Consider the following 22,050-nt stretch of genomic DNA (forward strand, 5'->3'; position numbering starts at 1 on the left):
AAAAACTATGCGTGGTCTGTCGTGGAAACAAATACTCAATCTCTTCAAATTTGCCCTGCAGCGCTTGCAGGAAGGCCGCCTGCCACAGGTTGCTGGTAGCCTGACTTTTACCACGGTGCTGGCCCTGGTGCCGATTTTGACCGTGGCTTTTGCCATTTTTACGGCTTTTCCGCTATTTAATACCTTTCGTACTTCGCTGGAGGCATATTTTATTCAAAGTCTGATGCCTAAGGGGATTTCCAATACCATTTTGGGCTATTTGACGCAATTTGCCACCAAGGCGACCCGTGTATCTGCCATTAGTGGTGTGGCCTTGATGGTGACTGCCATTACCACCATGGCAATGATAGACAAGTCATTCAACCAGATCTGGCAAGTGAAACGCTCGCGCCCGGCCTTGCAAAGGTTGCTGGTGTATTGGGCCATCGTCACCCTCGGGCCTTTGCTGGTGGGTGTTTCCATCTCCAGTACATCGTATCTGTTTACTGCTACCAGTGGGGTGGTCGGGGCGGTACCTTTTCTGGGTGCGGTATTTTATACCCTGACTTCGATCGCTTTTACCACAGGCGCATTCACTTTACTGTACCTGTTGGTGCCAAATCGAGCTGTCGAGTGGCGTGACGCTGTCTGGGGTGGTTTGTTTGCGGCGCTGGCATTTGAAATTGCCAAGCGCATATTTGCCAGCTTTGTTATCCAGTTCCCTACCTATACCATCGTGTATGGTGCGCTGGCCGCCGTGCCCATCTTCCTGGTCTGGATCTATGTTTCCTGGCTTATCATTCTGATAGGCGCGGTGATTGCCGCGGCCTTGCCCGTGGTGAAATTTGAACGCTGGTGGCATGTGCCTACCCCTGGCAGTGCTTTTGAGGACGCAGTCAGTATCCTGGAGGTGCTGGTGGATGCGCGTCTGGCAGATGCCAATGCCGCTGTCAGCGTTAACACCATACGCGCCGAGACTAGGCTGGGCATGGATGAAATTGAAGGCTTGCTGGAACGTATGTCAGAAACTGCCTGGGTGGCCAGGGTCAATGTCAATACCACGGCTTCACGCAGTCGCTTTTGGCTGCGTAAAAATGAAGCTGGTGCCGAGTTATGGATTATGCTGATGAATCCAGCCAGTTTGCGTTTGTCCGATATTTATCGCCTGTTTGTGTTTGACGCGACCAAGCAAAGCCAGCTTTCCAAGCTGGTGGATGAGAGCATAGAAAATGGTTTGCAGCATAACTTGCAGACTTATTTTTATCCGGTAGGGCCAGGCTAAATGAAGTTCAGTTTGATCAAGGCGGATGAACTGGATGCGTCTTTGATGACGCAGTGGGCAGCTTTGCGTAAGCATGACCTGGTCTATGACAGCCCTTATTATGCGCCTGCCTTTAGCACCATCGTTGCGCAGGCGAGGGCGGATGCCCGTATCTTGCTATGTGAAGATGCAGGCGAGATTGCTGCTATCCTGCCTTTTCATGCATGGGATAAATTTCGTGCTGTATCCATAGGTGATTTTCTTGCCGACTACCAGGGGCCGATAAGCAGGTCGGGCCTGGATATGCCATTTGGCGAAATGCTGGCGGCTATGCAGTGCCGTCACTTTGCTTTTAATCATATGCCTGTGGGACTGGGCAAGTTCCAGCAATATGCCTGGATGCACAGTCAGTCCCATATCCTGGATCTGGCGGGTGGTTTCGATGCCTACGCTCAGCGCTTGACAGAGCAACGTGATGCTTCCCTGCTCAAGAAGGTTGCCACCAATGAGCGCAAGCTCAGTAAAAAACATGGCGAATTGCGCTTTGAATTGCAAAGTGGCAGTCACGCTGATTACCTGGCCTTATTGGCTGGCAAGAGTGATCAATTCCAGCGCACCGTGGGTGCTGAACATGACATCTTCAAGAGGGATTGGGTCAGACAGGTCGTTGATGAAATCAGACTAAGCAATAGCCCTGATTTTGCTGGCATGCTGTCGACACTATATGCTGGCGATACCCTCATTGCTGCGCATTTCGGTATGCGCTCTGGTAAGGTCTTGCATTACTGGTTCCCCTGGTATGACACGGCATTTGCTGAATTTTCACCCGGCCTGATATTGCTGGCTCAATGCGCCAGGCACGCGGCGCAAATCGGTATCCAGTCTATAGATCTGGGTAGGGGAGATCAGGCTTATAAATTGCGTTTTGCCACTGGTGCACATCAACTATGCGAAGGGGCTATCAGCTCGCCCGCCATCTTGGGTAAGATGCAGGCTGGCGTTTATCAGGCTAAACAGGCATTGAAGGCATCCAGCCTGGGGCAATATTTACGCACATTGCGCCAGACTGGAAAATGAAGCGCTTTTAATAAGCATTTTTGTCGCCAAGGACAACTTTCACGGTGCGCCAGATAATGACGATATCCAGCCAGATAGACCAGTGCTGGATATAGTAAAGATCGTATTCTATGCGCTCTTCCATTTTTTCCAGGGTTTCGGTTTCACCGCGCAGACCATTTACCTGCGCCCAGCCAGTGATGCCAGGTTTGATCTTGTGACGGAACATATAGCCACTGACCAGCTTTCTATATAGCTCATTGTGCTCGACCGCATGCGGGCGCGGGCCGACAAGACTCATCTCGCCCTTGAGTACATTGAATAACTGCGGTAACTCATCCAGGGAAGATCGTCGTAAAAAGCCGCCAAACTTGGTCACCCGTGGATCGCCAACGGTAGCCTGAACCACACGCTCATTTGGATTGCTCTGGCGCATACTTCTGAATTTATAGACATTGATAGGCCTGCCAGCGATACCGTACCTGACCTGCTTGAAAAATACAGCGCCAGGAGAACTCAGTTTGACGCCTATCGCTATCAACAGCAGTACCGGAGAGAGGGCAATCAGGCCAAAGAAAGAGCCCAGTAAATCCAGCATGCGCTTGGGTAAAGCGGCCAGGCCTATGAAAGGCGTTTCTGTCGAGGCCAACACCGGGCGACCAGCCAATTCGCGCAATTGTATGCCTGGCATGCCAAAAATCAGGGATTCAGGCACAAAGTACGTGGATGCAGTGCTGTCTTCCAGGATGGCAATAATCTCTGCTAGTTCTGGTGGCTCCTTGGTGTTGAGTCCAATGAAGACGACATCCACATTGATATGGCCTGTATCGTCATCAACGATCCAGGCAGCGGCGTCGCTTAAATCTCCCAGCCTTTCGAGGTTGCTGGGCGGGCGCGATTCATTCCGGTTATCGAAAAAGCCGACGAAATCAATCGCGGCCAGTGGGGTATTGCGCAAGGACTCCACCAGGTCGGCGCAGGCAGAGTTTGACCATATCAGCACGGCCTTGCGTCTTCTTGAAGGTTTCGAATAGTAAAACACTGCCAGCTTGCGCATGATAAAGGCAGTCAACAACAGTGTGAATGGTGTTGTGAACAGCCAGATCAGCATGATGGCGCGCGACAGCCGTTCAGCAGATTTGTCTACATAGGCACTTAGCAGCACCACCATGAACACGACAAACCAGCGCGCTGTAATACTGGGAAAGGCGGCCAGTACATGTTTTTCTTGTAGCGTCCCCAATAATTGCTGGCTGGAGAAAACGATGATGCTGCTCAGGCAGGCAATCAGCATGCGTACGCCAAAAATTTCGACATCCGTATGATCGGAATACAGGATGATGCCTAGCAATGTCAGATAGGTCGTAATGCCAAATGCAACACCTGTCAACGCCGCCAGGAGCTGCGCTGATTGTGAAGTATTAGAGGCGGGTGAGGCATTGAGCATGGTGTTGGGGCTTTTCGCTTATATTCCTGGGGTTGATACAACTGCTTTGGTATGCATGCTTAGTTTTTTTGTCCTGAGAAGAGTTTCTTGATCTGCCCTAGCTGCCAGCGATGCAAATGTTCTCTGAATTCTGGATTGTCATATCTGGGAGCACGTCTGATCGCCGCTCCAAGATAACCGGCAATGATGAGCAAGCCACCAATCACAAAAGGTTTTTCACGCATGCGGAAAACGCCTGAAGCCAGGGCATACAACGGGTGATAGCCCATGAACCAGATACCACGTCCCCAGCGCAAACGGCCGCGATAGACATTCTTGTCAGATGAACCCATCAGGCGGTGATGCATGAGTATGGCATCCGGGTGCAGGAAACTCTTGGTCGTCCAGCCTTTCATACGGGCGGTATGCACATCTATGCCATCCCACAAGACTTCTTCGACAAAGCCGCCGATTTCTTCAAAGGCTGTCCTGCGGTAGAGCTTGAACTGGCCAGCGACATGTTCATCGATGATGATTTCTTCTATTTTTTGCCCATTTTCTTCACGAAAAACCTTGCCGGACACGGCGGCAAGCCTGGGCTCAAGGGCAAATTGCTCAAACATGTGCTCCAGGTATCTGGGGCCAAATGACATATCGCCATCCAGCTTGGCGATATATTCGTAATCTTTGTGTTCAATCTGGGTGATACCAAATTTAAAGGCAGCGACTACGCCACCGCCAACTTTGCGAAAGCCGCGGTCCTGACGCTGCACCAGCCTGATAAAAGGGTGTTTGGCTGCATATTCACGCACGATATCGGCTGTGCCATCTTTCGAACCGTCGTCGACAATAATCCATTCAACTGGTTTAACGGTTTGGGCAACCATGGAGTCGAGGGTCAGTCTGATCAGGTCAGCTTCGTCACGGACAGGCGCAATGATGACCAGGGGCACCACTTTTGCTTCTGAAACTGATGGCGGTGTGCTCGGACTTGGCATAATTCATCTTTCTGACTTTTATTTGAATGTTAACTGAGCTTTGAGTTGCCCACAATTCAACAAAGGTTAATTTTTGTTATTGAATAGCAATGATATCCAGTCTACGATCATATTGCTGCAGGGTTTTGTTGTCCTGACAAAAATTTGCATCTATTCTTACTATTGCAATATAAAATGAAGTTCTTTCTATGAAATGTCTGAAGTCAGATGACAATTTGGTCAAAATTTTTTGCTTATAGCGTAAATCCAGCTGAAAATTCAGCCCGCAAACTGCTGATTGCCGTGTTGGCGTTTGCTTTGGCCATCCCACTGCACGGGCAAGAAGTCACGACTATCCCTGCAAATGGCATGAAACTGGAAAGCCAGCTTTTACAATTGCCACAGACTCCATCTGCCACACAAACAGAAAAAACGCTCATTCCGGCAAAAGCAGGCATTGATGACAATGCAGGCGAAGCTGCTGCCGATGTCATAGGCGAAGGTGATCAATTGCTGATTACCGTCTTTGGTCAACCTGATCTGACCGCCGATGTCACCATAGGCGAAAGCGGTGTCATTACCTTGCCTCTGGTAGGTACGGTAGAGGTCAAGGGCAGGACTGCCACCGAGATTGCCGCCACGTTTGCCAAAAAACTCGAACAAGGGCAATACATTAAAAACCCCAGGGTTTCCATCAAGGTTATACAACAGCTTAGCAGGACTTTCTCTGTATTGGGTGAGGTATTACGACCAGGGCGTTATCCCTTGCAGGGGCAAATCAGCATACTTGAGGCTCTGGGGCTGGCTGGCGGGGTTTCGCAAAAGGCCGAGAAAAACTTGCGTATACTGCGCCGCGAGCCAGGCAAGCCTGCTTCTGAACTGCAAGAATACGCATCCATCAAGCTGGAGCTGGATGCCAGCAAGCTGGCACCTGAATTGGCGCAAAAGATACAGGCCAATGATGTTTTGTTCGTGCCCCAGCTTAAGAATTTTTATGTTTATGGCGAAGTGCGTCGCCCCGGCATTTATCCCATGGAAGAAGATTTGAATGTCATGAGGGTACTGTCGATAGGTGGCGGTATTACGGACAGGGGATCGGTCAGGCGCATCATTATCCACCGCAAGACAGAAAGTGGAGAGTTGCGTGAAATTTCGGCAGGGATCACGGACAAAGTGATGCCAGGTGATGTGGTGTTTATCAACGAAAGAATATTCTGACGCGTATGATAAAAACCTCACCTAGCGAGTTGGTCTTATCCTTTGCACAGATTGGTGCGATGCTGCGTGCGCGCCAGGTGTTGATCGCCGTGGTAATGATTGTCGCCGTGGTTGGCGCAGGTGTTGCCAGCCTGGTGTTACCCAAGACTTATGTGGCAAATGCCGATATCTTTATCGATTATCGCGTCAATGACCCGATAGGTGGAAGGCAGTTTCACCCCATGCAGGATGAAAGCTATTTGCAGACGCAATTTGATGTCATCAAGAGCGTGCAGGTAGCCGAGCGCGTGATACAGGCCCTGGGTTTGCAGACCACGCCCGAGGCCAAGCGCTTTGTGCAAAGATATGGCGAGCAGCGTGGCTTGCGGGCGCTGGCCGAATCCATTGTCAGAAACACCGATGTTTCACCGCACAAGAATAGCCGCGTCATAGAAATTCAGTATTCCTCCAGTGACCCCAGGCATGCCAAAGACGTGGCCAATGCCGTGGTCAAGGCCTATATAGATTTGTCGCTGGAAATGATGAATGCGCCAGCCAGGGCAAGGCGCGATCAATACAATGCACAGCTGGAATCCATGAGCCGACAGATAGATGAGTTGCAAAAAAAACTCACGGCTTATCAGCAGGAATATCAAATCGTCGATGTGGATGAAAGGTCAGACCTGGAATCCAAGCAAATGAATGCCCTGAGTGTGCGTCTCATCGACATCCAATTGCAGAGGGTAGAGGCACAGGCCAAGCGCCAGTCCCTGGAGAAACTGGTCAGGGAAGGAAATCCTGAATCCGATATCCCGGAAATCGCTGGCATAGGCCATATTTCAGGTTTGAAAGCAGCCTTGATTTCCCTGGATACGCAACTGGCCAATGCCAAGATCACCCTGGGTCCACGTCATCCCAAATACATGGCCATCAATGATGAGCGCCAGGCATTGATGGATAAGTTGAAACGAGAATCTGCGACGGCTTTTGAAATGCTGGGGGCCGCAGAGGCGCGTCTGAATCAACAAGAAAAAGCCATAGAAACAGAAATTGCCAGCTACCAGAAAAAGACCTTTGAAAACAAGAAGCACAGGGATGTCATCAGTTCATACCAACGTCAGTTAGATAGTGTGCAAAAAATCTACAATGCCGCGATTCAAAAGTTTGATGAGTTGCTGATGACCAGTAATGTGGCAATTTCCAATGCCTCAGTCATGCAATGGGCCGAGTTACCTGAGAAACATGCCAAGCCTTTGCTGAGAAATAACCTGGTATTTGGTTTGTTGGCGGGCATTGTATTTGGATTTGGCCTGGCCTTCTTGCTGGAATTGATGAACAGGCGTGTCCGCTGCCTGGAAGACCTGGAGCGTGAATTTGATGAGCCCGTCATGGCAAAAATAGGATTTAATGAAAAATTGATAGATAACGGACAGGGTGGTTTGCATGCAAGCAGTTGAACCACTGAGCCCGCCAATATCAAAAATAGGACGGCTTGGTGAGTTGTTCCTACAAAAAGGTTTGCTCACACCCGAGCAAATCGACCAGGTCGCGCAACTGCAAAAAGAAAAGAAGCTCAGGTTCGGCGATGCTGCCCTGTCTCTTGGCTATTTGAGCCAGTCACAACTGGACCAGGCCCTGGGCGAGCAATTCGGCTACTCGACCAAGGACTTGATCAATGGCAGTGCCGACAAATCCCTGAAATTCTTTTACTTCCCCTTTAGTAAAGAGGCTGAAGAAATCCGTCGTCTGCGCAGTGAATTGCTGTTGAAATTCAGCGGTGAAGAAAAAATCAAGATTACCCTGGTCAGCCCGGCGCGGCGTGATGGCAAGTCGTATATGGCGGCCAGCCTGGCGATTGCTTTGTCCCAGGTAGGCAAGCGTACTTTGTTGATCGATGCCGATTTGCGTAGTGGCAAGTTGCATGAGTATTTCTCCCTGGGTAAGCCAGATGGTTTGTCATCTGTGCTGGCGGGACGTATTACTGCGTCAGATGCATTGATACAACTCATGCCGAATCTGCATTTTTTACCTGCCGGGCCGCAACCGCCGAATCCACTGGAGATTTTGCGTGCTCCACGCATGCGTGAGTTGCTGGACTCCTGTTCCGGCCAGTTTGATGCCTTTGTCGTCGACACACACACGGCTACCCATGCATCTGATGCGCAGATGGTTGCTCATCAGACGGGCAGCGTTTTGCTGGTGGCCAGGAAAGATCACACTTATGTCGATGACCTGCGTAAAGCCAAGGCAGATATGCAAGCTGCAGGTGTCGAGGTATTAGGGACGATATTCAATCAATATGAGTCGGCGGGTGCGGTACGCTTTGCACCGTTTACCTGGGCGGTACGCCTGTTATCCGGCTTGTTCCGCAGAAAAAACTGAGTTTATATGTTTGTGCTGAGTATTTGCATTTGCACCTATAAAAGGCCAGCGCTGTTGCGACGCCTTTTACAAGCCATATTGACACAGAGTTTGCGCGATGTGGCTGTCGAAGTGGTGGTGGTGGATAATGATCATGAGCAGTCTGCTGCGACCGTTTTGCATGAAATGCAGGCTATCTTCGGCAATAGATTGAAAGCCCTGAATCTGGCAAATTCGAATATTTCCCTGGCCAGGAATGCTGCCATTGCCGCTGCCAGCAGTGCCTGGATAGTCATGATAGACGACGATGAAGTCCCGGTCACAGACTGGCTGGCACAACTGCTGAAAGTGCAAGCAAGCGAGCAAGCAGATGTAGTATTTGCCCCGGTCTTGCCAGAGTATGCTGTATCCACGCCGCAATGGATACGTGAGGGTGGTTATTTTGATCGCCGCCGCTTGCCCACCGGAACCAGGATAGATCACAGGGATGCCCGCAGCGGCAATGTGCTGATCCGCCGCTCACTATTGCAGTCACTTACTGAGGCACGACAAGACGGCCTGGGTCCATTTGATCCTGCCTTCGGTACCACTGGTGGTGAGGACAGCATGCTGTTTCGCCGCCTTGATCACATGGGGGCGATCATGGTCTGGTGCGATGAGGCACCTGCAGATGAATATATTCCAGGCGAGCGCGCTACCGCAAAATGGTTATTGCAAAGATCTTATCGCACTGGCCAATTATTTATGCGCACAGAATTGGCGATGCAGACGGGGATGAAAAAACTCAGCACTGCATTGATACTCAGCTCGCGTGCTGGTCTGCAGTTCATCCTGGCATTGCTATTTGCCTTGCTGCTATTGCCATTCAAAGCCCTGCGCAGCTTTAGCTGGCTCAGGGTGGCGGCCTCGCAGCTGGGCAAGCTCAGTTATTTCTGGGGCAAGGCCAGTCATGCCTATGGCAATGCTAATCAGGAAGCAAAGAATTAATTCATGACCGCACAGCCATCTCAACGTTTGCAAGCCCTGGATGGTTTGCGTGCCGTTTCCATTGCCCTGGTATTTTTATCGCATATAGGGTTTGGTCATCTTTTCCCCGGTGGTTTAGGGGTGACTATTTTCTTTTTCATCAGTGGCTTCATCATCACCAAGCTCATGCTGGCTGAATGGGACGCCACCGGCAGCATGAGCATACGGAATTTTTATGTGCGCAGGGTATTTAGGCTAACGCCAGCTTTACTGATGTTCGTTTTATCCTGTTTGGGTATGATGACTTTGGTAGGGGATGTCTGGAGCTGGCAAGAAGTTGCTTCGGTATTTTTGTATTTTGCGAATTACTTTGGTATCTACTCCAGCTTCAGTGGCGAGCTGATCAAACAACCTCTGGCGATTACCTGGTCACTGGCGGTGGAAGAGCATTTTTATTTTATCTTCCCGTTTATTTTTATGGGTTTTGCCAGTGTGCCCAGACGCTTCCTGGTTTTGATTGCGACCATTCTGGTGGCGATGCTGGCCTGGCGCGTCTACCTGGTGCTAGGCGTAGGTTTGGATAATCTGCCGCATTACAGGATTTATACTGGTACGGATACACGCGCTGATTCCATTTTGTATGGGGCGGCCTTGTCTATCATATTGGCACGTTATCCGCAATTTTTTGCCAGATTATCGCGTCTGCAGACTTTCCTATGTGGTGTCTTCTTGCTGGTGCTGACCCTGGCTATCCGTAACGAAGCGTTTCGTGAATCCTTGCGCTATTCCTTGCAGGGAGTGGCTTTGTTTTATATGTTACCCATGCTGGTGTTTGAAAAAAATGCTCTGAACAGTTTTCTGCAATCTTCACCTGTGGTCTATCTGGGGCGCATCAGTTACTCTCTTTATCTGTATCACTGGCTGGTGACACATAGTGTTGCCCATTTCTTTCCTGAAGCGGCGACTTGGCTGAGAATAAGCCTCATCAGTTTGCTCTCATTGCTACTTGCGCATTTGTCTTATCGTTATATAGAGCAGACTTTCCAGCGGCTGGGCCACAAATTAATGCGCTAATTAATGTACTAATTAATGTACTAATTAATGTACTAAGTTGTGTGCCAATGCTTGCTGCGCCAATCGGTATCTGCGGCTTGATGAACTGACAGCGATGAGACTGAAGATAAAGAAGACATTCTGAAATACAAAGCCGCGGAACAGGCTGCTTTCGGTGAAGTTGGTAATGACCACCACCGCCAGCATTGCAGACCAAAAAGCAGCTTGTTGCCTGTCCTGATGCGACAGGGTGATCAGCATTTTTGCCTGCATCAGCAGGGTGCACACCACCAGGATCAGCCCGACCAGGCCTTGCTCATTCAAGATGTCGAGATAGCCATTGTGCGATTGCAGGGGTATCCAGTGCAGGGCATCAATGACGAATTGTGAAAGGCTGTCTGGCCCCAGCCAGAATGCGCCATATCCCAGGCCGAACAAATAGTGTTTATTGATCTCCAGTTCCACCAGTTGCCAGACATCCGTGCGGCCAGTCAAGTCTGTACCCTTGCCAAATAGTCCGGCAATCGGGGAGGCGGCTTCCTGCCAGGTGGGCAGGCGTGACTCGCGCATGAAGAACATATAAACAGCAATGGTGAGCAGGCAAATAATCACCAGGCTGGCACGTGTCAGCGAATAAGAAGATGAAATATGGCGCTTGCGCAGTAAATGAAATACACCCGAAGTCAGCAGGGTGATGATCATGCTGGTCGAGCTTTTGCTCATGACCAGCATAAAGAAAGAAAACAATATGCCTATCGCCAGGCTCCTGAACCCCACGGTTTCAGTGCAAGCCTTGATTTGCCATAGCAGGATACTGAGGGCTGCTACCTGGCCCAATTCATTTTTTTGCGACAAGGCACCCCGCCAGGCACCACCGAGGTCATAGTCTATGCCTATGCTGGGAACAGCAACTGCCATGAAAAAAGACAATATCAGCATCCCGGTCAGCGTGGCCAAAATATAGTTCACCATGATCTTCAGCGGTTGTTTAGCCAGCTGTATGCTGAAACCTATCATCACCAGGCCATATAACTGTATGGCGCGTTTAAAGGTGGTTGCCGGTAAAGGAGACCAGATGCTTGATGCCAGACACCAGATCAGGACGATGGCCAGGAAAGGGTTCATGGCGCGTATATCCTGCAAGGCTTCAGGCAGGTGGCGATACAGGATGAAGGTCGCCAGCACGAACAGGCTGCCCCATTGCAATTTGGTGGTCAGCGAGCCTTCCATGGTCAGGGCAGAGGAACCTGTGTAATCCCAGGATATGCCATAGGGCAACAGGGAAAAAACCACGAACAGAACGATCATCAGCTTGACGATTCTGGTTTCCAGCTGGTTCAGGCTGCTTTCTCCGGGCAGTACGGGCAAATTTTGCATTTCTCAATACTGTTGTCATGTGTTTGTGCGATATTCTAATGGCTACCATGTCAGTTGCGACCCAAACCATGAAGTATTTTCGATTGCGCCTTCTTTTTGTTCTTAGTGTGACCATGCTGGGCATGCTTTGCCCGTCTTTTGTGGCGGCTGGGGATATCTCCTGGTATCGCTTTGAAGTCAATGAAGATGCCTTGTCGCCAGTCGTGGATTTTGCAGGCATGAATCACGCCCTTGATGCAAGTGACAGGGTATTCGTCAAGCAAGGGCATTTTTATCGCGTGGGCCAGGATGGCAAGCCAGGGACCAAAGATGATGGGCGGGTGCGTTTCTTTGGTATCAGTCTTGCCAGTGCTGCCAATTTTCCTGAAGAAAAAGATGCGCAAAAAATAGCGCGGCGCTTGCGCAAGCTTGGTTTTAATGCCGTGCGCCTGCATCATCTCGACACCATACTCAGCGATAGCCAGGAACAGCCGCGTGGCATTTTGACGACAGCTGCCTACCCCAGCTTTAATGAAGCTGCCCTGCGGCGCCTGCGGGTCTTGATTAATGCGCTCAAGGCAGAAGGCCTGTACGTCAATCTGAACCTGCATGTGGGTTATCAATTTCGTCCCGCTGTTGACCAGGTTACACCCTTGATGGCTGGTGAGCACATGCCTTTTGCCAGCCACCCCCTGCATTTGTTTGAGCCACGCATGATCAGCTTGCAGGCAGAATATGTGCAGCAATTATTGCGCCGCCTGGAACTTAAGGATGAGCCTGCTCTGGCTATGGTGGAGATCAATAATGAATCTTCGTTACTGGGAGCATGGCAGCGTGGCCAGTTGGATGGTTTGACGGGCGAATATGAAAGAGCCTTGCAGCAGCAATGGCAAAAATGGGTATTGCGCCAGCATGGGCATGCCGACCATGCCTGTAAACTCTGGGATAGCTGCTCCTTGACGCGCAAAGGTATCATCAACGTCAAGTCCTCGGAATCAAGCATATTGGAATATGGCGAAGGCTGGCTGGCTGGTGCACAACGCTTTTCGCGACGCGCTATCAATAAACTGGGCTGGGATACCCCAGCTAACTTGCAGCAGCAATACCAGGTTCACCAGCAGGGTAATGGGCGCAGGGTGCTGGACTATGTGCGCTTTTTATCTGAGCTGGATCAGCAATACCTGAGCGTCATGCGCAAAACCATACGCCAGGAAGTAGGGGACTTGTTGCCGTTGACGGGTACGCAAATGTATTTCGGCGGTGTCGCATTGGCCGATGCCCAGCAGCAAATGGATTATGTTGATGAGCATTTCTATGTGGATCATTATGATTTTCCACATAAGGAATGGGATAGAAATGACTGGCGCATACGTGATAGCTCGGTCTTGCGTGAGGGCTGGCCATCCTTGCTGCAACGGGCTTTTGTACGCGATGCACGCAAGCCCTTTGTCGTCAGTGAATTTAATCAGGCTTTCCCTAATCGTCAGTCTGCAGAAATTTTACCTGTCATGAGTGCAATGGCTGCTGCTCAGGATTGGGATGGGCTATTTTTGTTTCATTACATAGATGGCGACCAATGGCGGTCTGTGCCTGACAGTTTTGGCTTTAGCGGACATTCAGGACAATTGGTCACCAGTGGTATTTCAGCCGCTTTGTTCAGACAGTATCAGTTGCGTCCTTTGTCAGCACAGATGGCTATTCATCTGAGCCCAGATGTGCGGACCATGCTGGGTGCTCTGCGTGATGGTGTCTCAGGCGGTGGTTTGCCTGCTTATTTGCAGTCACAATATGGAGTAGACCATAAGCATGTTTTTTATACGCGTCTGGCTATGCTATACGACACACAGACCAAGTCAGCAGCTATCATCCAGCCTGCCGTGAAACCATGGTCTGAGGATGATAGCAGGTGGAGTGCGCCTGGTGCTGAGTTGCGGTATAGCGAGACCGGCCCCTGGCTGGCGGCTGATGCAGCTTATATAAGATTATTTGCAGGGCGCAAAGCATCAGCTTCAACGCTCATGGACGCAGATAAATATCTGCCGGCATTTACAGAAAAAGGACGGCAATATGGCGTTGTCTTGCTGACCAGCCGCGATGCCCTGCCTTTGAAAGACTCCCGTCGCTTGTTATTGGTATTGAGCGGTGCAACTACTACTTCGCAGCCAGGTGCGCAACCTGAGCGGCCCAAGCAATTAATCAATTATGAAGGCCAAATGGGATGGTGGACATTGGAGCCAGATATCAACACAGCCAGGAAGCCTTCAGGTTCTCTTGATGGCAATGCACCTGTCTGGCTGGAGCGTGTACCTGTCAGCTTATTTCATACAAGCAAAAACAAGAAAATAAGCATCTATCCGCTGGATGGCAGCGGTGTGCGCATGAAGGCTTTGCCAGCATCGGCGGTTACCCACAAACCGGATGGTTTTGAATTGAATTTTGATTTCCCTTCGCCCTGGTATGAAATAGTGCTTGATTAAGGGCGATTGAACAAAAAACTTGCAATTTCTTTTGAGAATTTGAAACTTAATTTTCTTTATGTAATGAATTAAATTGCCGAATTTTATAATGTGAACTTTGCATTTCATAATGTGAAAAATGACTATCTCACTGCACAAATTATTTTTCTCATTCTAAGAAATATGATTTCACATCGCAAAAAATAGATTTTAAGTATTTGATTTTAAACGATTAAATATTTGTCATATGTCTTATATAAGACCTTGTTGCTGCGCAAAAAATACCCTATTATTTCTATCAACGGATGCACCTTTTCATTTGATTTGCCCACAGGAGAGAAATATGACAACTCGCGCACAACAAGTAGCAGAATTGCAAAAAGACTGGGATACCAATCCACGCTGGAACGGTATCAAGCGTAACTACACAGCAGAAGACGTAGTTCGCCTGCGTGGTTCCATCAAGGTCGAACATACTATTGCAAAAAACGGCGCGATCAAATTGTGGGACCTGGTGAATAACGAGCCTTTCATCAATGCCCTGGGCGCGCTGACTGGTAACCAGGCCATGCAGCAGGTCAAAGCTGGCTTGAAAGCCATCTACCTGTCTGGCTGGCAAGTTGCAGGCGACGCCAACGTTGCCGGTGAAATGTATCCTGATCAATCCCTGTATCCAGCTAACTCCGTACCACTGGTTGTCAAACGCATCAACAACACACTGACACGCGCTGACCAGATCCAATGGTCTGAAGGTAAAGATGACATCGACTTCTTCGCCCCAATCGTGGCGGATGCTGAAGCCGGTTTCGGTGGTGTATTGAATGCCTTTGAACTCATGAAAGCCATGATAGAAGCAGGCGCATCAGGCGTTCACTTCGAAGATCAACTGGCTTCCGTCAAAAAATGCGGCCACATGGGTGGCAAGGTTCTGGTTCCTACCCGTGAAGCGATTGAAAAACTGAATGCTGCACGTCTGGCTGCCGACATCATGGGTACATCCACCGTGATACTGGCACGTACCGATGCTGAAGCGGCTGACTTGCTGACATCTGACGTTGATCCTAACGACCAACCTTTCTGCACAGGCGAGCGCACAGTTGAAGGTTTCTACAAAACCAAACCAGGTCTGGAACAAGCAATTTCCCGTGGCCTGGCTTATGCAGAATATGCAGACTTGATCTGGTGTGAAACTGGCAAACCTGACCTGGAATTTGCCAAAGCATTTGCTGACGCTATCCATGCCAAGTTCCCAGGTAAATTGCTGTCCTATAACTGCTCCCCTTCTTTCAACTGGAAGAAAAACCTGGACGATGCAACGATCGCCAAATTCCAGAAAGAACTCGGCGCAATGGGCTACAAGTTCCAGTTCATCACACTGGCAGGTTTCCATGCATTGAATTACGGCATGTTCAACCTGGCACACGGCTACGCACGTCGCCAGATGTCTGCCTTCGTTGAATTGCAGGAAGCTGAATTCGCAGCAGCAGAAAAAGGCTTTACAGCCGTTAAGCATCAGCGTGAAGTTGGTACTGGTTACTTTGATGCGGTGACACAAACTATCCAGCAAGGTAAATCATCGACGACAGCTTTGCATGGTTCTACTGAAGATGAGCAATTCTTCGATGCGAAAAAGGTTGCCTGAGAAGTAGCATAAATAAGTAGTCTCCCAATAAAAAACCGCGCAGATAAAAATCTGTGCGGTTTTTTTATTACATTGAGGTGAAGTTCAGCGCATTTGCTTTTGCACTTTTCTCTCGCGCAGCAATAGCCCGACAAAACGCCAGGCTTGTGTCGTGTAGCGCTGCCAAAGACGGCGTGGTTCGCTGGCCAGGCGCCAGGACCATTCCATGCCTATTTTTTGCATCCATAGTGGAGCGCGTTTTTTTTGGCCTAGTGCAAACTCCATGGCGGCGCCTACGCACAGTATTAGCGGTACGTTGTCGCTCTTGAATTGCTCGCGGTAGCGGAAGGCCAGTTTTTCTTGCTTGGGCATGCCCAGGCAAATGAAGAGGATGTTGGGTCTGGCTGCTTGTATGCGTTCGATGGCGGTGTCACTTTCCAGGCCGTCGGCGCTAAATTGCATGGAAGGGCAAAAGATGTTGACCTTGAGGCCGGGGTAGGTTTTGGCAAATGAGTCCAGCAAGAGTTGCTCTTGGCCGGGCATGCCGCCCAGTACAAAGATGGACATGTTTTGTTGTATGCAGCCTTGGCAAAGCGAGACAAACAAATCGGCACCGGTCACACGTTCTGGCAAGGGCAGGGCGCACATCTTGCTGGCCCAGATGATGGGCATGCCATCGGCAAAAATATAATCTGAGGTCGCATACAGGGTCTTGAATTCAGGCTCATATTCCAGCTTAGTCATGTGATCCACATTCGGCGTCACCACTACGCGGCTGGCATGATCACGGTTGCTGGCTACTTCCAGCAAATGCTGATTGGCTTCTGCAAAACGCATATTGCAGATATGGAGACCAAACAGCCAGGTGCTTGGTAGGGTATTGGTGGATGAGCTCATGATCAGGTCAGGGAATATGGTGTTTTGATTATCGCATAGGCCGTACGGGGTATTGCTAGTGGTTTTAGCAATTGTTAAAGCATATTTGGCAAATGTTAGAATGGAGCTAAGCAGGTGGATTGAAAACATTCAGTAATCTAGAGAAGGCTAGTCGATATGCATCAGAGAACCAGAATCAAAATTTGCGGCTTGACCAGGCCAGAAGATGTGCGTTTCGTCGTCGCGGCTGGAGCTGATGCTCTCGGCTTCGTGTTTTATCCACCCAGCCCGCGCAATATTACGGCTGAGACTGCCGGGAAGCTATTGCAGGAAATTCCACCCTTTGTCATGTCAGTAGGCTTGTTCGTGAATATTGATGAAGCCAGTCTTCGGGAGGTGATTAGCAAGGCTCCCGTGCAATTGCTGCAATTTCATGGCGATGAGACGCCTGAGCAATGTGCCAGCCTGGCGGCGAGTGTCAATCGTCCTTTTATTCGTGCTTATCGCGTCAAAACTGACACAAGGCCTGAGGATTTGCTAGAATGTGAGCAGTCTTATCGTAAGGCTAGTCCTTTATTCAGTGGTTTATTGCTAGATACCCATGTTGATGGGTATGGCGGTAGTGGAAAGGTTTTTGATTGGTCTCTCATTCCAAAAGAGCTCGCGCCTCGGGTCGTTTTAAGTGGTGGCTTGAGCGTACAGAACGCGACTGGCGCAGTTAGTCAGGTTCGCCCGTTTGCGGTCGATATCAGCAGTGGTGTCGAAGCGGCAAAGGGTATCAAGGATGAGGCCAGCGTGCGCGCGTTTATCGCTGCGGTGCGTCTGGCAGACAATCAGGAATAGTGATGTTGCATGGGTATCTGCCCAGAGCATCGCTTTCAAGCCAGTTTGAAGGAAAGAAAATGAAAGAACTTCAGTCTTTGGGCGCTCAGTTCGAGCGTCAGTCTATCGCCGGTCAGGCAATTTATCAGTCGGCTCAATATCATTTACCCGATTCACGTGGTCATTTTGGTCAGTTCGGTGGCACTTTTGTGTCCGAGACGTTGACACATGCGCTGACTGAACTCAAAGAAGCCTATGCCAAGTTCCAGCATGATGCTGAATTTTTGGCTGAGTTTCGCAATGAATTAAAGTACTTTGTTGGTCGTCCATCACCTGTGTATCACGCCAAACGCTGGTCTGATTTGATGGGTGGGGCGCAAATCTATTTCAAGCGTGAAGACTTGAATCATACCGGTGCGCACAAGATCAATAATGTCATCGGTCAGGCTTTGCTGGCCAAGCGCATGGGCAAGCCGCGCGTGATTGCTGAAACTGGTGCCGGTCAGCATGGCGTAGCTACAGCAACCATCTGTGCCCGTTTTGGACTCGAATGTGTGGTCTACATGGGCTCAGAAGACGTCAAGCGGCAGGCGCAAAACGTCTATCGCATGAAATTGCTGGGCGCAACCGTAGTGCCCGTGGAGTCTGGCTCCAAGACCCTGAAAGATGCACTGAATGAAGCCATGCGTGACTGGGTCGCGAATGTTGATAATACTTTTTACATCATAGGCACGGTAGCTGGCCCACATCCTTATCCCATGATGGTCAGGGATTTTCAATCTGTCATTGGTGAAGAATGTTTATGGCAGATGCCTGAGCAAACCGGGCGTCAGCCAGACCATGTGGTGGCTTGCGTAGGCGGTGGCTCAAATGCCATGGGCATCTTTTATCCCTATATCGATCATCAGCAAGTCAGGCTTATCGGTGTCGAGGCGGCAGGCGAGGGGCTGGACAGCGGCAAGCATTCTGCTTCGCTGACGGCAGGCTCGCCCGGTGTCTTGCATGGTAACCGCACTTACTTGCTGCAAGATGACAATGGCCAGGTCATAGAAACGCATTCTGTCTCGGCTGGTCTTGATTACCCGGGTGTTGGCCCTGAGCATGCATGGTTGAAAGAAAGTGGCCGTGCGCAATACGTAACGATTACCGATGATGAGGCGCTCAAGGCTTTTCATGATTGCTGCCGCATTGAGGGCATCATCCCTGCGCTGGAATCCAGTCATGCTCTTGCTTATGCAGCCAAGCTGGCCGCGACTTTGCCCAGGGATCAGATCATCCTGGCGAATCTGTCGGGCCGTGGTGACAAAGACATGCATACCGTGGCAGAGCGCGCCGGTTTGAAGTTCTGATCAGCCATTGAGTAATCATGCAGGCGCATAGATATGTAGATGCGGCCTGCATGTCTTCCCTATCAAGAATTTAGATTGATGCCATCGCAGGAATGATGTCCTGGACAACGCATAGCGCATCAAATAAGGACCGACAAGATGTCAAGAATTCAAAATACCATGGCTGCTTTGGCGGCCAGCAATAAAAAAGGTTTAATCCCTTTCATCACCGCTGGTGATCCTGCGCCTGAGTTAACCGTCCCCTTGATGCATGCTTTGGTCGAGGGCGGGGCCGATATTATTGAGCTGGGTGTGCCATTTTCTGACCCCATGGCAGATGGCCCTGTCATTCAGCGCGCTTCTGAAAGAGCGCTGCAATTTGGAGTTGGCCTGCGGGATGTATTACAATTCGTCCGCGAATTCCGGCAAAGTAATCAAAAGACACCAGTTGTGCTTATGGGTTATGCCAATCCCATAGAGCGCATGGGTCAGGATGCTTTCATCGCCAAGGCTGCTGAAAACGGGGTGGATGGTGTGCTGGTAGTGGATTACCCGCCGGAAGAATGTGAAGAGTTTGTAAGTAAAATGCAGCAACAGGGTATGGATACCATTTTCTTGCTGGCACCTACATCGACTGATGAGCGCATTGCGCAAGTTGGTAAAATTGCCAGTGGTTATGTGTATTATGTATCACTAAAAGGTGTCACTGGTTCTGGTGCGCTGGATCTGGATGCAGTTGCCGCCATGATCCCGCGTATCAAAAAGCATGTCAGCGTACCGGTAGGCGTGGGCTTTGGCATACGTGACGGGGCGACGGCGAAAGCTATTTCCACAGTGTCGGATGCAGTGGTGATAGGTTCGCGCATCATCCAGGAACTGGAAAATAACCCGAGTGAAAACGCAGTTGCTGCAGTGAAAAGCTTTATTTCTGGTGTCAGACAGGCTTTGGACGAGTAAAATACGCGCCTGACTGGTTCTTTTACCAGAATGAACCTGATGCCAGGTTGTTAAAAAGACAGCCTGGCTGCCATAAGGAGAAAACATGAGTTGGTTAGAAAAACTGTTACCACCGCGTATACAACGCTCGGAATCTGCAAATCGTAAGTCGATTCCCGAAGGTTTGTGGGTCAAATGCCCATCTTGCGAAGCGGTGCTCTACCGTTCTGATCTGGAAGCCAATATCCATGTTTGCCCCAAGTGCAGCCATCATTTGCGCATAGGTGCACGTGAACGCCTGGATGCCTTGCTCGATGCAGGTGGCCGTTATGAAATCGGCCAGGAAGTCTTGCCTATCGATACGCTGAAATTCAAAGATAGCAAAAAATACCCTGATCGCCTGAAAGATGCGCTGGAAACTACGGGTGAAACGGATGCCATGGTCGTCATGGGTGGCTCCATCATGGCAGTGCCTGTCGTGGCAGCTTGCTTTGAGTTTGAATTCATGGGCGGTTCCATGGGTTCTGTCGTTGGTGAGCGGTTTGTGCGCGGTGCGCAAGCTGCGCTGGAGCAAAAAGTACCTTTCATTTGCTTTACTGCTACTGGTGGTGCACGTATGCAAGAGGGCTTGCTGTCCCTGATGCAGATGGCAAAAACCACGTCCATGCTGACCAAATTGTCTGAAAAGAGATTACCTTTCATCTCGGTGTTGACTGACCCTACCATGGGTGGGGTGTCTGCTTCTTTCGCCTTTTTGGGTGACGTAGTGATAGCAGAGCCTAAAGCCTTGATCGGCTTTGCTGGTCCACGTGTGATTGAAAATACTGTGCGTGAAAAATTGCCAGAAGGCTTCCAGCGCTCTGAGTTCCTGCTGCAAAAAGGCGCAATCGACATGATCATTGATCGTCGCAAGATGCGTGAAGAAATCGCGCGTTTGCTGGCGCTGTTGCAAAACCAGCCTGCTGAAGCAGTATCCTCCTGATATATATTGAATACCTAAATACCTATCAAGCCCGAAGCATTTTGTTCGGGCTTTTTTTATCTTATGACAAATTTACCTGCCACCCTGGCTGATTGGTTGGCCGTACTCGAAACCCGCCATTCCAAAGAAATTGATATGGGCCTGGATCGCGTTGCTGCGGTCAAGAGCAAGCTGGCCATTCACTACGATTGCCCCGTCATCATGGTGGCTGGCACCAATGGCAAAGGCTCGACTTGCGCCATGCTCGAAGCCGTGCTGATGCAAGCCGGTTACCGTGTTGGCCTGTACAGCAAGCCACATTTCCTCGACTTCAATGAGCGCGCCCGTATTAATGGCGAGATGGTCAAGGATGATGTATTTATCTCGACTTTCAATGCAGTCGAAGAAGCACGTGGCGATATCTCGCTGACTTATTTTGAATTTACTACCCTGGCAATATGCAAATTGCTGGCTGATGCCAGGCTTGATGTGGTCATCCTCGAAGTTGGCCTCGGTGGTCGCCTGGATGCTGTAAACGTCATTGATGCCGATGTCTCCATCGTCACCAGCATCGATATCGATCATGTGGATTATCTCGGTGATACCCGCGAAAAGATAGGCTTTGAAAAGGCCGGTATCTTCCGCCCGGGCAAGGCAGCGATCTGTGGTGATCCTTTGCCGCCTCAGTCCCTGATAGACTATGCTAATGACATAGGCGCTGACCTGTGGTTGTTTGGCCGTGATTTTAACTATAACGGCGACAAGCAGCAGTGGAATTTCGCCGGTCGCAGCCAGCGCCGCAACTCCCTTGGCTACCCCAGCCTGCGTGGTGCCAACCAGCTCTTGAATGCGTCTGCCGTGCTGGCTGCGCTGGAAGCTTTGAAGCTGGAATTGCCAGTCGGTGCGCAAGAAGTGCGTACTGGTCTGGTCATGGTGGACTTGCCGGGGCGCTTCCAGGTCATGCCGGGTCGCCCGACTGTAGTGCTGGATGTGGCGCATAACCCGCATGCAGCAGCTACGCTGGCACAAAATCTCGATAATATGGGTTTTCATGCCTATACCTATGCGGTATTTGGTTCCATGCTCGACAAGGATATCGACGGCGTCATTGCTCAATTGAAAGAAAAAGTTGATCACTGGTGCGTCACGGCCTTGCCTTTACCGCGTGCGGCCCCAGTTGAGGTATTGAAAGACAAGCTGATTACTGCTGGCGTGCTGGCCGATACCGAAAAAACCGTCACTGGTTTCGAGTCGCCAGAGCAGGCATATGCGGACGCCATCAGCAAAGCGGGCGAAAATGATAGAATAGTGGTCTTTGGATCTTTCCTGACGGTAGCTGGCGTGATGCGCGCCCGTCGTTCGGCACTCCATTGATGTTTTTTGCCAAAGCGCTGTTAATGACAGAGTTTTGGCTAACC

The 22,050-nt window shown here is 50.1% G+C and carries 18 protein-coding genes; 14 read left to right on the plus strand and 4 right to left on the minus strand.

The window, feature by feature from the left end; translation table 11 throughout:
- The first annotated feature begins 7 nt into the window (after nucleotides 1–7).
- Entirely contained in the window at nucleotides 8–1,261 is a 1,254-nt protein-coding gene (locus ACO0LF_RS02865) for a YihY family inner membrane protein (RefSeq protein ID WP_423011699.1), read from the plus strand.
- Complete coding sequence (locus ACO0LF_RS02870; protein WP_423011701.1) at nucleotides 1,262–2,317, plus strand: GNAT family N-acetyltransferase; 1,056 nt, start codon at nucleotides 1,262–1,264, stop codon at nucleotides 2,315–2,317.
- A gap of 7 nt (nucleotides 2,318–2,324) precedes the next feature.
- Here the strand turns inward: ACO0LF_RS02870 and ACO0LF_RS02875 are convergent, their stop codons facing one another.
- Both ACO0LF_RS02875 and ACO0LF_RS02880 read right to left on the minus strand, forming a co-directional pair.
- Entirely contained in the window at nucleotides 2,325–3,743 is a 1,419-nt protein-coding gene (locus ACO0LF_RS02875) for an undecaprenyl-phosphate glucose phosphotransferase (protein WP_423011703.1), read from the minus strand.
- Between the two features lie 59 nt (nucleotides 3,744–3,802).
- Nucleotides 3,803–4,720 carry a glycosyltransferase gene (locus ACO0LF_RS02880; protein WP_423011705.1) on the minus strand — a complete coding sequence of 306 codons (918 nt, stop codon included), beginning with the start codon at nucleotides 4,718–4,720 and terminating at the stop codon, nucleotides 3,803–3,805.
- 297 nt (nucleotides 4,721–5,017) lie between these two features.
- Between ACO0LF_RS02880 and ACO0LF_RS02885 the strand changes: the two genes are divergently transcribed.
- The 5 genes from ACO0LF_RS02885 to ACO0LF_RS02905 are packed head-to-tail and all read left to right on the plus strand — an operon-like array spanning nucleotide 5,018 to nucleotide 10,297.
- Nucleotides 5,018–5,917 (plus strand): polysaccharide biosynthesis/export family protein, encoded by a 900-nt coding sequence (locus ACO0LF_RS02885; RefSeq protein ID WP_423011707.1) that lies wholly within the window; start codon nucleotides 5,018–5,020, stop codon nucleotides 5,915–5,917.
- A gap of 5 nt (nucleotides 5,918–5,922) precedes the next feature.
- A complete protein-coding gene (locus ACO0LF_RS02890) occupies nucleotides 5,923–7,353 on the plus strand; it encodes a Wzz/FepE/Etk N-terminal domain-containing protein (protein ID WP_423011709.1) in 1,431 nt (476 codons plus the stop codon).
- A complete protein-coding gene (locus tag ACO0LF_RS02895) occupies nucleotides 7,340–8,278 on the plus strand; it encodes a polysaccharide biosynthesis tyrosine autokinase (protein WP_423011711.1) in 939 nt (312 codons plus the stop codon). The genes ACO0LF_RS02890 and ACO0LF_RS02895 overlap by 14 nt, the downstream gene beginning before the upstream one ends.
- Nucleotides 8,279–8,284: 6 nt before the next feature.
- On the plus strand, nucleotides 8,285–9,244 hold the full coding sequence (locus tag ACO0LF_RS02900) for a glycosyltransferase family 2 protein (protein ID WP_423011713.1): 960 nt from the start codon (nucleotides 8,285–8,287) through the stop codon (nucleotides 9,242–9,244).
- A 3-nt stretch (nucleotides 9,245–9,247) separates the two neighbouring features.
- Nucleotides 9,248–10,297 carry an acyltransferase family protein gene (locus tag ACO0LF_RS02905; protein ID WP_423011715.1) on the plus strand — a complete coding sequence of 350 codons (1,050 nt, stop codon included), beginning with the start codon at nucleotides 9,248–9,250 and terminating at the stop codon, nucleotides 10,295–10,297.
- Between the two features lie 24 nt (nucleotides 10,298–10,321).
- Here ACO0LF_RS02905 and ACO0LF_RS02910 read toward each other — a convergent pair whose 3' ends face one another.
- Nucleotides 10,322–11,653: an O-antigen ligase family protein gene (locus ACO0LF_RS02910; RefSeq protein WP_423011717.1), complete on the minus strand. Its 1,332-nt coding sequence runs from the start codon at nucleotides 11,651–11,653 to the stop codon at nucleotides 10,322–10,324.
- A gap of 47 nt (nucleotides 11,654–11,700) precedes the next feature.
- Here ACO0LF_RS02910 and ACO0LF_RS02915 point away from each other — a divergent pair, with 47 nt between their 5' ends.
- Both ACO0LF_RS02915 and aceA read left to right on the plus strand, forming a co-directional pair.
- Complete coding sequence (locus ACO0LF_RS02915) at nucleotides 11,701–14,109, plus strand: hypothetical protein (protein WP_423011719.1); 2,409 nt, start codon at nucleotides 11,701–11,703, stop codon at nucleotides 14,107–14,109.
- A gap of 322 nt (nucleotides 14,110–14,431) precedes the next feature.
- The gene (gene aceA / locus ACO0LF_RS02920; RefSeq protein WP_423001656.1) at nucleotides 14,432–15,730 is read left to right on the plus strand and encodes an isocitrate lyase; all 1,299 of its coding nucleotides are present in this window, start codon (nucleotides 14,432–14,434) and stop codon (nucleotides 15,728–15,730) included.
- A gap of 84 nt (nucleotides 15,731–15,814) precedes the next feature.
- Here the strand turns inward: aceA and ACO0LF_RS02925 are convergent, their stop codons facing one another.
- Nucleotides 15,815–16,606: a WecB/TagA/CpsF family glycosyltransferase gene (locus ACO0LF_RS02925; protein WP_423011721.1), complete on the minus strand. Its 792-nt coding sequence runs from the start codon at nucleotides 16,604–16,606 to the stop codon at nucleotides 15,815–15,817.
- Between the two features lie 156 nt (nucleotides 16,607–16,762).
- Here ACO0LF_RS02925 and ACO0LF_RS02930 point away from each other — a divergent pair, with 156 nt between their 5' ends.
- The 5 genes from ACO0LF_RS02930 (at nucleotide 16,763) to folC (ending at nucleotide 22,006) form a co-directional block, all read left to right on the plus strand.
- Nucleotides 16,763–17,428 carry a phosphoribosylanthranilate isomerase gene (locus tag ACO0LF_RS02930; protein ID WP_423011723.1) on the plus strand — a complete coding sequence of 222 codons (666 nt, stop codon included), beginning with the start codon at nucleotides 16,763–16,765 and terminating at the stop codon, nucleotides 17,426–17,428.
- Nucleotides 17,429–17,487: 59 nt separating this feature from the next.
- The gene (trpB, locus tag ACO0LF_RS02935; protein WP_423011725.1) at nucleotides 17,488–18,756 is read left to right on the plus strand and encodes a tryptophan synthase subunit beta; all 1,269 of its coding nucleotides are present in this window, start codon (nucleotides 17,488–17,490) and stop codon (nucleotides 18,754–18,756) included.
- Between the two features lie 138 nt (nucleotides 18,757–18,894).
- Nucleotides 18,895–19,692 (plus strand): tryptophan synthase subunit alpha, encoded by a 798-nt coding sequence (gene trpA / locus ACO0LF_RS02940; protein ID WP_423011727.1) that lies wholly within the window; start codon nucleotides 18,895–18,897, stop codon nucleotides 19,690–19,692.
- 85 nt (nucleotides 19,693–19,777) lie between these two features.
- Nucleotides 19,778–20,653, plus strand: coding sequence for an acetyl-CoA carboxylase, carboxyltransferase subunit beta (accD, locus tag ACO0LF_RS02945; protein ID WP_423011729.1), 876 nt, complete (start codon nucleotides 19,778–19,780; stop codon nucleotides 20,651–20,653).
- Nucleotides 20,654–20,716: 63 nt separating this feature from the next.
- Nucleotides 20,717–22,006, plus strand: a complete 1,290-nt coding sequence (gene folC, locus ACO0LF_RS02950; protein WP_423011731.1) for a bifunctional tetrahydrofolate synthase/dihydrofolate synthase — start codon at nucleotides 20,717–20,719, stop codon at nucleotides 22,004–22,006.
- Nucleotides 22,007–22,050: the final 44 nt, after the last annotated feature.

The sequence above is a fragment of the Undibacterium sp. Di27W genome (assembly GCF_049340345.1).
Lineage (GTDB): Bacteria > Pseudomonadota > Gammaproteobacteria > Burkholderiales > Burkholderiaceae_D > Undibacterium.